The sequence below is a fragment of the Planococcus sp. TJ-307 genome, from assembly GCF_058268435.1.
Genome location: NZ_JBZDOJ010000010.1, coordinates 1 through 12037, shown reverse-complemented (window position 1 = coordinate 12037; position 12037 = coordinate 1). Strand labels below are relative to the sequence as shown.

Below are 12037 nucleotides of genomic sequence, written 5' to 3'. Positions count from 1 at the left end.
GGGTAAAGTTTTCAGTTGAAGAATAATGGCGGCAGAGGGGATCGAACCCCCGACCTCACGGGTATGAACCGTACGCTCTAGCCAGCTGAGCTACGCCGCCTTGTTTAAACGAACATTTAATAGCATACTATTGAAAGATCCAGCTGTCAATTGCCATTTTAAAATAATTTTATCTTATTCTTCTGGACTATCTTAAAGATAAAGGCGAGCGAGGTGAAAAAAATGAAAAGCTTTCAGGAGCTGATGACGGAGCATATCCGCAAGCATCGCTTGCTTGATTCCGGAGACCTTGTACTGGTTGGCTGTTCGGGAGGAATCGATTCGATGGTATTGCTTCATTTCTTGAATGCCAATAAAGACGAGTTTGGCATTTCCATTGCAGCCGTCCATGTTGACCATATGCTGAGAGGCGAGGAATCCAAACAAGACAGAAAATTTACGGAAGCAATAGCTAAGGAATGGGGAGTGGATTGCTTTAGCCGAGCTATTCCAATCCCGGATATTTGGAAAGAAAGAGGAGGCAACAAGCAGCAGTTGTGCCGATCTGAACGTTACGCTTTCTTCCAGGAAATCATGGAAAAAACCGGTGCCGCCAAACTGGCAACGGCCCATCATGCAGACGATCAGCTTGAGACTGTCCTTATGTCAGGGTTAAGAGGGAGCCTACAGGATGGTGATTTTGGAATGCCAACCAGCCGTTTGTTTGGAACCGGTCGCTTGATCCGTCCTCAATTGGCGGTGGATAAAGAACAGATTGCAGCATATGCCAAAGCGCACGGAATTCCGTACCGGGAAGACTCCAGCAACGCGGAATCGGCTTATGCACGAAATCGGCTGCGGCAGCGAGTTTTGCCGCTGTTGAAAGAAGAAAATAACCAAGCTTCCCAAAATTTTGTTGAACTGGCTGAAGATATGCAGCAGGATCAGCAATTTTTGAGGGAATTGGCTGAGGAAAAATTGCAGCAATTGATTCGGACAAAAGCAGATGCGATTGTTTTGTCTGCCAAAAGTTTCAGACTCGAGGCGCGCGCTTTACAAAAAAGAATGGTTCTACTACTATTAAACTATCTATATAATCCGAAGCAAGTTCCCGTAACAAGACAGCTGGCTGAACAAATGCAGGAAATGATGCAAAGTTCTTCTGGCACTGTTTTCTTACATTTGCCGAAAAATTATGTAGCGACCCGCCAATACGACACGGTCTTTCTGACCCGCCAATCGCTCGAACCCACCCCTGCTGCATTCGTCTCGATTACAACTGAATGGACGACGCTTTACCATGGCTGCCGTTACAAAGTCATGCCTTCCGAGGAATGGAAAAAAACCGAAGATGCTGCAACTTGGTATTTTTGTGCGCCGGAAGATTCGCAGTTTTTTTTGAGAAGCAGAAAACCAGGTGACCGGATTCAGCTTGCCGGAATGGATCAGCCAAAGAAATTGGCGCGTTTAATGATTGATGAAAAAATCCCTGTGCCTCAGAGAGCAAGTTGGCCTGTCATTGCAACTGGCAAAAACGAACTTTTATTGGTGCCAGGCTTACGCCCATCTGTTATGGTCAGTCGACACAAACGCGACGGAGACAATTGGGTACTAATTGAACAATGTTTATAGAGTGTAAAACCAGGATTATTAGGAGGTCCACCATGTTACAGAACGATATTAAAGAAGTATTGATCAGTGAAGAACTGCTCCAGGAAAAAGCACGTGAATTAGGGGCAACGTTGACAGAGGATTACAAAGACAAGTATCCACTGGCTATCGGTGTATTAAAAGGCGCAATGCCATTTATGGGAGATTTGATGAAACGCATTGACGGCTTTGTCGAAATGGATTTCATGGACGTTTCAAGCTATGGCAATGCTACCGTTTCTTCAGGAGAAGTTAAAATCATCAAAGATTTAAACGCTAGTGTTGAAGGACGCGACCTTCTGATTATCGAAGACATCATCGACAGCGGATTGACGCTCAGCTATTTGGTGGACCTGTTCAAGTACCGGAAAGCCAAGTCGATCAAGATCGTTACATTGCTGGACAAGCCGACAGGACGCAAAGTCGACTTGAAAGCTGACTATGTCGGCTTTATCGTACCGGATGCATTTGTGGTGGGCTACGGGTTGGATTACGCAGAAAGATACCGGAATTTGCCGTACATTGGGATTCTGAAGCCTTCAGTTTACAGCGGAGAAGAAGAATAGACAACGATCGTTCACAGTCTATGGATTTATCAGCGGGAATAAGGCCTTTTCGTTGTATGCTTAAATGTTCCTATGGTAGTATTTAGTATAGTTTTAGGGAAACTTTATGAGGAGGCGCGGGATGAATCGGATATTTCGATACACCATATTTTATTTACTGATTTTCCTAGTTATTATCGGGATTCTGGGCACTTTTAACAATAGCAACCAGCCGACTGAAAATATAGGATATAACGAATTTTTAGAAGCACTGGAAAATGGGGAAATTACGGAAGTAACCATTCAGCCAGAAGCAATGGTTTATGAAGTTACAGGCGTAATGGAAGGCTATGAAGAAGGCCAGTCATTTGTAACGAATATTCCGCTTGAAAACGAAGCATTGACGACTCAAATTGATGAAGTCGCCAGCTCGCAGGATGTGCAGGTTGAATTCTTGAAAGCCCCACAAACAAGTGGTTGGGTTTCATTTTTCACAGGCATCATTCCGTTTATCATCATCTTCATCCTTTTCTTCTTCTTGCTTAATCAGTCACAAGGCGGCGGAGGCGGCCGTGTGATGAACTTTGGTAAAAGCAAAGCGAAGTTGTATGATGATCAGAAACAAAAAGTTCGCTTTAATGATGTAGCTGGAGCAGATGAAGAGAAACAGGAACTTGTAGAAGTTGTTGATTTCCTGAAAGATCCGCGTAGATTTGCAGACATTGGCGCACGCATTCCAAAAGGGATTTTGCTTGTTGGACCTCCGGGTACCGGTAAAACCTTGTTGGCACGTGCCGTGGCCGGAGAAGCAGGCGTTCCTTTCTTCTCAATCAGTGGTTCTGATTTCGTAGAAATGTTTGTGGGTGTCGGGGCTTCTCGAGTTCGTGATTTGTTTGAAAACGCTAAGAAAAATGCACCTTGTATCATTTTCATCGATGAAATTGACGCAGTCGGTCGCCAGCGTGGCGCTGGTCTTGGCGGTGGACACGATGAGCGTGAGCAGACATTGAACCAACTATTGGTTGAGATGGATGGCTTTGGTGCAAACGAAGGCGTTATTATTATTGCAGCAACAAACCGTCCAGATATTTTGGATCCGGCTTTGCTTCGTCCAGGACGTTTTGACCGTCAGATTACTGTAGGTCGTCCAGATGTTAAGGGCCGTGAAGAAGTGCTTAAAGTACATGCACGCAACAAACCGCTTGATGAAAATGTTGATTTAAAAGCGATCGCTCAGCGCACACCTGGATTCTCAGGTGCCGATTTAGAGAATTTATTGAACGAAGCGGCACTTGTGGCAGCTCGTCGCAGTAAGCTCAAAATCGATATGTCCGATCTTGATGAAGCATCAGACCGTGTTATTGCAGGTCCTGCTAAGAAAAACCGTGTTATCTCGAAAAAAGAACGCAATATCGTGGCATTCCACGAATCCGGGCATACTGTGATCGGCTTAATATTGGATGACGCAGATATCGTTCATAAAGTAACCATTGTTCCTCGTGGCCAAGCTGGCGGCTATGCTGTCATGCTGCCAAGAGAAGATCGCTACTTTATGACGAAACCGGAATTGCTTGATAAAATTGCGGGATTACTCGGAGGCCGTGTAGCTGAAGACCTTTCATTCGGTGAAGTATCGACCGGCGCCCATAACGATTTCCAACGTGCGACGGCAATTGCCCGCAGCATGGTAACGGAATATGGCATGAGTGATAAGATTGGTCCGGTTCAATTCGGTACAGCGCAAGGCGGGAACGTTTTCTTAGGACGTGACTTTAACTCAGAACAAAACTATTCGGATGCAATCGCATTTGAAATTGATCAGGAAGTCCAACGCATCATCAAAGAGCAGTATATTCGCACAAAAGAGATTCTGACTGAAAACCAGGACCTCCTGAAATTAATTGCAAATACATTGCTTGAAGTTGAAACATTGGATGCTGCCCAGATCCTTCACTTGAAAGATCATGGAACGCTCCCTGAACGTTCATACGAAACATTGAACGGCGACTTTGGAGATGACAACACGCCTGATTTGAAAAAAGACGGTGACGCTGCAGACGCAGTAGGTGCACCAGCTGACCCTTCAGCAGGAGACCTGCCAGAAGAAGGCGGCGAGTCGGCTCCAGTGAGTGATCCGATTCAAGAAAGACGCAAATAAGCAAAATGATGAGCTGGTTGCCCGTTCCCTTTGAAGGGAAGAGGCGATCAGCTTTTTGCTTTCTTGAAATTATGGTATGATGTGGTGGAAATTCGTCAATAAGTGAGGGCAAATCATGATTTTAGTATTGGATGCTGGAAACACAAATATCGTCCTGGGTGTCTATGATCAGGACCAGTTATTGCATCATTGGCGTATGGAGACTCTTCGCTATAAAACAGAAGATGAGTATGGGATGCAGATTAAGGCATTTTTAAACGATGCCGACTTAAGCTTTTCATCTATCAACGGTGTTATTATGTCTTCGGTTGTGCCGCCGATCATGTCTGCCCTGGAGCGGATGTGCCAAAAATATTTTCAGGTAAAACCGATGATTGTCGGACCTGGTGTTAAAACTGGGCTCAATATCAAGTACGACAATCCAAGGGAAGTTGGCGCCGACCGTATTGTCAATGCAGTTGCAGCCATACATGAATACGGCAGTCCGCTAATCATTGTAGACTTCGGCACGGCCAACACGTTCTGTTATATTGATGAAAAACAGCAATATATGGGCGGGGCTATTGCTCCGGGCATCAACATTTCTACAGAAGCACTTTATGCGCGAGCTTCTAAGTTGCCGCGAATAGAGATTGCTACGCCTGATCAGGTTGTCGGAAAAAATACCATATCTGCAATGCAGGCAGGCATCGTCTACGGCTATGTGGGCCAGGCTGAAGGAATTGTAGCGCGCATGAAAAAACAGAGCAAGAAAACGCCAACAGTCATTGCGACCGGTGGCATGGCTTCGATCATTGCTGACGAATCAACGGTTATTGATTACGTAGATCCTTTTTTGACTTTAAAGGGCTTGTATTTAATATATAAACGCAACCAAGCGTAAAGAAAGGAACGATACTTGTGTCAGATTATTTAGTTCGCGGCCTCGGATTTAACGGGAGTGTCCGTGCATTTGCAGTAGACAGTACGAAAACAGTTGGAGAAGCACAGCGTCGCCACATGATGTGGCCAACAGCAACGGCAGCTTTGGGGCGTGCCATGACTGGCGGCGTCATGCTTGGCGCGATGCTGAAAGGCGACGATAAAGTGACGATTAAGTTTGAAGGCGGCGGACCGGTTGGTGCTTTGCTGGTGGACAGCAATGGAAAAGGCGGCGTCCGCGGATATGCCTCGAACCCTCAAACCCATTTTGATTTGAACAAACAAGGAAAATTGGATGTCAGCCGTGCGGTTGGTACGGACGGTATGATGTCGGTCGTTAAAGACTTGGGCATGCGTGATAACTTCACAGGCCAAACACCGATCGTATCCGGAGAGATTGCTGAAGATTTTACTTATTATTTTGCTGCATCTGAACAAGTGCCTTCTTCTGTCGGATTGGGTGTCTTAGTTGACACGGACAATTCGGTGCTGGCAGCTGGTGGTTTTATCGTGCAATTGATGCCAAATACAGACGATGAAACCATTACAAAAATTGAAGAGCGCCTGTCCAACATCGAACCTGTCTCCAAAATGATTCAGCGGGGACTGTCGCCTGAAGAAATTCTTGAAGCGGTACTTGGAGAAGGAAATGTCCAAATTCTTGATAAAATGCCGGTAAATTTCGACTGTAACTGTTCCAAAGATCGGTTTGCTACAGCAATTCTGGGGCTTGGAAAAAAAGAAATTCAAGACATGATCGACGAAGACGGCATGGCAGAAGCACAATGCCATTTCTGCCTGGAAACGTATCAGTATTCTAAAGAGGAACTCGAATCGTTTATCAATGAACTCCAGTCATAATAACCGGCGACCTGTGCCACCGGCAGGGACAGGCAAGCCGAAACGACATTTAAAAACCAAACCGGTATTATTGATTATCGGAATTTTGCTATTAGCTAACTTGCTATGGTTTATTGCGTGGTTGATTCCAAATGACGCAGGGAATGCGGAAACAGTGGCTTCTGTCAGCGGCGAAGACATCACGCGTGAAGAATGGCTAGTTTCTATGGAAGAACAGCATGGCCGCGAAGCATTGCTCGAACTGGTCAATGAAAAAGTGATGGCGACAGCAGCAAGCGATTATGGAATTGAAGTAACGGAAAATGAAATTGACTTGGAATTAGCGTTGTTGCGGTCTTCGCAAGATAGTACGGAAACGGCTTTATATGCGGCAGATGAAACACGCCAACGTGAAAAAGTAGAAGCCCAACTGATTCTTGAAAAAGTGCTGACTAAAGATATTGTTATCGAAGACAGTGAAATTCAGGCCTACTATGATGACAATCAATCACTTTATGATGTGAAAGACTCCTACCGGACACGCATGATTGTGCTGAACTCGGTCGCGGAAGCTGAAGAAACCATTGCTGAACTGGAAAAAGGCTCTTCATTCGAAGCGACTGCCCGTGAACGTTCAATCGACAGTGCGACAGGCAATCTCGGTGGGGACATTGGGTATATCTCGAGTGGCGACCCGGGCGTAGATGAAAATATCTCCACGACTGTGGCAGAAGTTGAAGTTGGCGGCTGGTCAACTCCGCTGGCGCTTGAAGACGGTCGAACTGCCATCATCTCTGTGACTGAAAAGGTGGAAGGCCAGACGTTTTCATTTGAGGATGTAGCAGGCCATATCAACCGTGAGCTGGCGTTGGAGCAACTGCCGCAATCGGTGACCCCGGAAGCATTTTGGCAGGAATTCGATGCCGAATGGTTTTATGGAGAATAAGTTTTACTGGACGTTTCGGCAGCGAAACGTCTATTTTTTATAAATTCATACTATTTGACAAACGATCCGGATTATTGATACCATTAGCTTTATTAAAGTCGACAAAATCACTAGGGATTAGGAGTGTTGAAAAATGGCACGTGTAGGAAATTCAATTACCGAATTGATTGGGCAAACCCCAATTGTGAAATTAAATCGATTGACAGGTCCTGAAGATGCGGAAGTTTATTTGAAACTAGAATACTTTAATCCTGGCAGCAGTGTGAAAGACCGCATTGCGCTGGCCATGATCGAAGCGGCTGAAAAGTCCGGAGACCTAAAAGAAGGCGACACGATCATTGAACCGACAAGCGGCAACACGGGAATCGGTTTAGCGATGATTGCAGCAGCTAAAGGCTATAAATCGGTATTGGTTATGCCGGAAACGATGAGCATGGAACGCCGCAATTTATTGCGTGCATACGGGGCAGAATTGATTTTGACGCCTGGTGCAGATGGGATGAACGGACCTAATGGCGCCATCAAAACTGCGGAAAAAGAAGCGGCTGAAAAAGGCTGGTTCATGCCTCAGCAGTTCAACAACGAAGCGAACCCGGAAGTGCATCGCTTAACGACGGGTCCGGAAATTGTGGAAACAATGGGCGATCAGTTGGACGCATTTATTTCAGGAATTGGTACAGGCGGAACCATCACGGGTGCTGGCCAAGTGTTGAAAGAAAAATATCCGGATATTCAGATCGTAGCTGTAGAGCCTACAGATTCTCCTGTACTATCGGGAGGCAAGCCAGGCCCGCATAAAATCCAAGGAATTGGAGCAGGATTCGTCCCTGCTGTATTGAACACAGAGATTTACAATGAGATTATCCAAGTTAGCAATGAGCAATCTTATGCGACCGCACGCCAAGCTGCGCGTGAAGAAGGCATTCTTGGAGGCGTATCTTCAGGGGCTGCGATTTATGCCGCTCTTCAAGTTGCCAAACGCTTGGGCAAAGGCAAAAAAGTATTGGCGATTATTCCGTCCAACGGAGAACGCTACTTGAGTACACCGCTTTATCAATTTGAGGAATCTAACTAAATGATTAAAAGGGTATGCCTCCTGGCTGCCCTTTTTTTGTGGAACAAAACTGGTTAATTGCGGTAAGATGAAGGCGCGCTTTTATTCCTCAGGGATAGATACCTATATAAGATGTGGACGGTGAAGCTTGATGAAAATTAATCTAAAAGATAAAACGCTCGTTATGGGCATATTGAACGTCACGCCGGATTCTTTTTCCGATGGGGGCAAATACAACGGGGTGGAGCAGGCGTTGATCCATGCGCGGCGGATGATTGCGGATGGCGTGGATATTATCGACGTGGGTGGAGAATCCACACGCCCAGGTTATATACAGATTTCTGATGATGAAGAAATAGCGCGAGTTGTTCCGGTAATTGAAGCGTTGCGGCAGCAGTTTGACGTGGTGATTTCCATTGATACGTACAAATCGCGTGTAGCTGATGCAGCACTTGCAGCAGGGGCGCATATGATCAACGACATTTGGGGAGCTAAATACGATCCGGCAATTGCGGGCGTAGCAGCCAAATGGGGTGTGCCCATTATCTTGATGCACAACCGCAGCGAAGCGTCATACTCGGATTTTCAGGAAGACCTGTTGCAGGACCTTGCTGAAAGCATCCAGATTTCCTTGGCTGCTGGTGTATGCAAAGAAAATATTTGGCTGGATCCGGGTGTCGGATTTGCTAAATCTGTGGCTCAAAATCTCGAAGCGATGCAATTGATCGGACGGATGACAGAATGGGGCTATCCGGTTCTTCTTGGCACGTCAAGAAAATCGTTTATCGGAAAGATTTTGGATGTTCCTGTCGATGAACGCTTGGAAGGCTCGCTCGCAACAGTTTGCTACGGCATCAACCAAGGCTGTCACGTTGTGCGGGTCCATGATGTAAAAGAAACGGTGCGCGTAGTCCGAATGATGGATGCAATGACAGGCAAGCGCCCATACAAGGAGGAGAAGTAATGGATTTTATTCATGTGAACGATATGGAGTTTTATGGCTACCACGGTGTATTTCCTGAAGAAACAAAATTGGGCCAGCGATTTCGGCTAACGGTTTCATTAGCAGTGGACCTGCAGCAGGCTGGAAAGACAGATGCCTTAGAGCATACGGTGCACTACGGAGAAGTTTACGAAGCCTGCCGGTCAATCGTCGAGGGAGAACCGAAAAAACTGGTGGAAGCTGTGGCGGAAAGCGTGGCCGGTCGAATTCTGGCTGAGTTCCCATTGGTGCAAGGCATCCGTGTACAGCTAATCAAACCAGATCCGCCGATCCCTGGTCATTATAAATCCGTGGCCATTGAACTGACGCGAGGAACATTCGCATGAACCAAAGCTATTTATCGCTTGGCTCCAATATGGGAGACCGTTTCGACATGCTGCGGCAGGCTGTCTCACAGCTGGCAGACCATCCCGCCATCACGGTTATCGGCATATCTTCTCTCTATGAAACAGACCCTGTAGGATTTACAGATCAGGAGCCTTTTTTGAATATGGTCGTCCAACTTGAAACGGAACTTGAAGCATTGGCGCTGCTTGATGTTTGTCAGGAAGTCGAACAAAATTTAAACCGCAAGCGTCTCGTCAGGTGGGGACCGCGGACAATTGATCTTGATATTTTATTATACAATCAAGAGGAGTTGGAAACAGAGAGGCTGATCATTCCACATCCGAGGATGCACGAGCGAGCTTTTGTCTTGGTTCCGTTGCTGGAAATAAATCCGAATCTAAAAGTCATCGGTGCTTTGGAAACAGATGGCGTGCGCTTGTGGCGATCGTATCGCAGCGTAAATGAGTTTGTGCAACATGTACAGTAGCGGTAAAACCTTACATATAAAAGATTTACGGTAAGTGAAATGCCAGTGCCCCACATGATTGACTGGTTGAAAATGGCTGGTCGATGCATAGAACGCAGAGCCGTCACAAATTTGTGGCTGCTTTTTTATGTAGTGTAGTAAGAAATTGTGTACAATAGAGAAATACGTGAATGAGATTGGCTTTATATAGATAAAGGAGTGTAGGACATGTCAGAAGAATTAAATGACCAATTATTGGTGAGACGCGAAAAAATGCAGGCGTTCCGTGACAATGGAATGGACCCGTTCGGCGGCCGCTTTGAACGAACTCACCTTTCGCAAGAAATTATTGAGCAATACGGTGAGCTTTCTAAAGAAGAACTTGAAGAAACTCCGCATGAAGTTGTTATTGCAGGGCGGGTTATGACGAAGCGTGGAAAAGGGAAAGCAGGTTTTGCCCATATTCAGGACCTTAAAGGACAGATTCAGATTTATGTACGCAAAGATGCAATTGGCGAAGAAGCCTATGAATTTTATAACACAGTCGACTTGGGAGATATTCTCGGAATTAAAGGAACTGTCTTTAAAACGAATGTAGGAGAACTATCAGTTAAGGCGAAAGAAGTAGAATTCCTGACAAAAGCATTGCGTCCCTTGCCTGAAAAATTTCATGGTTTAAAAGATGTAGAACAGCGCTACCGTCAACGGTACTTGGACTTGTTGACAAGCGACACCAGCAAAGAGACATTTATTCTGCGCAGCCGCATCATCCAGTCGATGCGCCGTTACTTGGATAACGCAGGATTTTTAGAAGTCGAAACGCCAATGCTCCATTCAATTGCAGGAGGAGCCGCCGCAAAACCGTTTATCACGCACCATAATGCACTGGATATGGAACTGTATATCCGCATCGCCATTGAACTTCATTTGAAACGCCTGATTGTCGGCGGTTTGGAGAAGGTCTATGAAATCGGCCGCGTTTTCCGCAACGAAGGAATCTCAACGCGCCATAACCCTGAGTTTACTATGTTGGAACTGTATGAAGCTTACGCAGATTACAACGACATCATGGCACTTACTGAAAACTTAGTAGCGCACGTAGCGCAAGAAGTTCTTGGGACGACTACCGTACAGTACGGCGAAGATGAAATTGATTTAGCTGTAGGTTGGAAACGTCTGCATATGGCTGATGCGGTAAAAGAATACACGGGTGTGGATTTCTGGAAGCAAATGTCCAAAGAAGAAGCCCATGCTTTAGCGAAAGAACATAATATTGATGTAAAACCTACTATGGAAGCAGGACATATTTTAAATGAGTTCTTCGAACAGATAGTGGAAGAGCAGTTAGTTCAACCGACGTTTGTTTTCGGACATCCAGTTGAAATTTCGCCATTAGCGAAAAAGAACCCTGAAGATGAGCGATTTACTGATCGCTTTGAACTGTTTATCGTTCGTCGTGAGCACGCCAACGCATTTACGGAGTTAAACGACCCCATTGATCAGCGTGAGCGTTTTGAAGCGCAGCTGGTAGAGAAGGACGAAGGAAATGACGAGGCCCATGAAATGGACGAGGACTTCATAGAAGCTTTGGAATATGGATTGCCGCCAACAGGTGGACTGGGAATCGGAATTGACCGGTTAATTATGTTGTTAACAAATTCTTCCTCTATTAGAGATGTACTGTTGTTCCCGCAAATGCGTCCAAAAGAATAAGGTATCTTCAGAAAATGCCGATTTAAAGAGATTTTTTTCTTTAAATCGGTTTTCTTTATAAAAGAGCTTGTATCTGTTTTAAGAAGATGCTATACTATTTCTTGTCGCGTTTTTCATAATAAAAGATGCGAAGAATAACAAAGTAAAATAATTATTGACTTCTCAAAAGGAAGCTGGTAATATTGAAAAGTCGCCAAATGAGCGCGGCAAACAACTTGAACCTTGAAAACTGAACAGCAAAACGTCAACAAAACGCAACGGCCGCGCAAAACGGCCCGCGCAAAACTTACTGATCAGCGTATGCAGATCAACGAGCGAATCGCGCGTCTTCGGACCGCGAAACGCCAGCAAGTATTTGAGCAATCAATACTACTCTATAATGGAGAGTTTGATCCTGGCTCAGGACGAACGCTGGCGGCGTGCCTAATACATGCA

General features: G+C 45.6%; 11 protein-coding genes, 1 tRNA gene and 1 rRNA gene. 12 read left to right on the top strand and 1 reads right to left on the bottom strand.

What is annotated here, in order from left to right:
- Positions 1 to 26 precede the first annotated feature (26 nt).
- Positions 27 to 100: transfer RNA gene (locus AC4EHK_RS18600), tRNA-Met, on the bottom strand.
- Between the two features lie 122 nt (positions 101 to 222).
- Here AC4EHK_RS18600 and tilS point away from each other — a divergent pair.
- The 12 genes from tilS to AC4EHK_RS18540 form a co-directional block, all read left to right on the top strand.
- Positions 223 to 1611 (top strand): tRNA lysidine(34) synthetase TilS, encoded by a 1389-nt coding sequence (gene tilS / locus AC4EHK_RS18595; RefSeq protein ID WP_490980225.1) that lies wholly within the window; start codon positions 223 to 225, stop codon positions 1609 to 1611.
- Between the two features lie 32 nt (positions 1612 to 1643).
- Positions 1644 to 2195 carry a hypoxanthine phosphoribosyltransferase gene (hpt, locus tag AC4EHK_RS18590; RefSeq protein ID WP_490980224.1) on the top strand — a complete coding sequence of 184 codons (552 nt, stop codon included), beginning with the start codon at positions 1644 to 1646 and terminating at the stop codon, positions 2193 to 2195.
- A gap of 121 nt (positions 2196 to 2316) precedes the next feature.
- Positions 2317 to 4332: an ATP-dependent zinc metalloprotease FtsH gene (gene ftsH / locus AC4EHK_RS18585; protein WP_490980223.1), complete on the top strand. Its 2016-nt coding sequence runs from the start codon at positions 2317 to 2319 to the stop codon at positions 4330 to 4332.
- Positions 4333 to 4447: 115 nt separating this feature from the next.
- A complete protein-coding gene (locus AC4EHK_RS18580; RefSeq protein ID WP_490980222.1) occupies positions 4448 to 5215 on the top strand; it encodes a type III pantothenate kinase in 768 nt (255 codons plus the stop codon).
- 17 nt (positions 5216 to 5232) lie between these two features.
- On the top strand, positions 5233 to 6114 hold the full coding sequence (gene hslO, locus AC4EHK_RS18575; protein WP_490980221.1) for an Hsp33 family molecular chaperone HslO: 882 nt from the start codon (positions 5233 to 5235) through the stop codon (positions 6112 to 6114).
- Positions 6098 to 7039 carry a peptidyl-prolyl cis-trans isomerase gene (locus tag AC4EHK_RS18570; protein WP_490980220.1) on the top strand — a complete coding sequence of 314 codons (942 nt, stop codon included), beginning with the start codon at positions 6098 to 6100 and terminating at the stop codon, positions 7037 to 7039. The genes hslO and AC4EHK_RS18570 overlap by 17 nt, the downstream gene beginning before the upstream one ends.
- 133 nt (positions 7040 to 7172) lie before the next feature.
- Complete coding sequence (cysK, locus tag AC4EHK_RS18565; protein ID WP_490980219.1) at positions 7173 to 8114, top strand: cysteine synthase A; 942 nt, start codon at positions 7173 to 7175, stop codon at positions 8112 to 8114.
- A 130-nt stretch (positions 8115 to 8244) separates the two neighbouring features.
- Positions 8245 to 9057 (top strand): dihydropteroate synthase, encoded by an 813-nt coding sequence (gene folP, locus AC4EHK_RS18560; RefSeq protein ID WP_490980218.1) that lies wholly within the window; start codon positions 8245 to 8247, stop codon positions 9055 to 9057.
- Positions 9057 to 9422 carry a dihydroneopterin aldolase gene (gene folB / locus AC4EHK_RS18555; protein WP_490980217.1) on the top strand — a complete coding sequence of 122 codons (366 nt, stop codon included), beginning with the start codon at positions 9057 to 9059 and terminating at the stop codon, positions 9420 to 9422. The genes folP and folB overlap by 1 nt, the downstream gene beginning before the upstream one ends.
- Positions 9419 to 9910, top strand: coding sequence for a 2-amino-4-hydroxy-6-hydroxymethyldihydropteridine diphosphokinase (gene folK / locus AC4EHK_RS18550; RefSeq protein ID WP_490980216.1), 492 nt, complete (start codon positions 9419 to 9421; stop codon positions 9908 to 9910). Before folB ends, folK begins: the two co-directional genes overlap by 4 nt.
- 207 nt (positions 9911 to 10117) lie before the next feature.
- Positions 10118 to 11602: a lysine--tRNA ligase gene (lysS, locus tag AC4EHK_RS18545; RefSeq protein WP_490980215.1), complete on the top strand. Its 1485-nt coding sequence runs from the start codon at positions 10118 to 10120 to the stop codon at positions 11600 to 11602.
- 376 nt (positions 11603 to 11978) lie between these two features.
- Positions 11979 to 12037, top strand: a 16S ribosomal RNA gene (locus tag AC4EHK_RS18540); the annotation flags it as partial.

Coding starts and splice junctions, on each gene's coding strand:
- tilS (WP_490980225.1), top strand. CDS start 223: ATGAAAAGCTTTCAGGAGCTGATGACGGAGCATATCCGCAAGCATCGC.
- hpt (WP_490980224.1), top strand. CDS start 1,644: ATGTTACAGAACGATATTAAAGAAGTATTGATCAGTGAAGAACTGCTC.
- ftsH (WP_490980223.1), top strand. CDS start 2,317: ATGAATCGGATATTTCGATACACCATATTTTATTTACTGATTTTCCTA.
- AC4EHK_RS18580 (WP_490980222.1), top strand. CDS start 4,448: ATGATTTTAGTATTGGATGCTGGAAACACAAATATCGTCCTGGGTGTC.
- AC4EHK_RS18570 (WP_490980220.1), top strand. CDS start 6,098: ATGAACTCCAGTCATAATAACCGGCGACCTGTGCCACCGGCAGGGACA.
- cysK (WP_490980219.1), top strand. CDS start 7,173: ATGGCACGTGTAGGAAATTCAATTACCGAATTGATTGGGCAAACCCCA.
- folP (WP_490980218.1), top strand. CDS start 8,245: ATGAAAATTAATCTAAAAGATAAAACGCTCGTTATGGGCATATTGAAC.
- folB (WP_490980217.1), top strand. CDS start 9,057: ATGGATTTTATTCATGTGAACGATATGGAGTTTTATGGCTACCACGGT.
- folK (WP_490980216.1), top strand. CDS start 9,419: ATGAACCAAAGCTATTTATCGCTTGGCTCCAATATGGGAGACCGTTTC.
- lysS (WP_490980215.1), top strand. CDS start 10,118: ATGTCAGAAGAATTAAATGACCAATTATTGGTGAGACGCGAAAAAATG.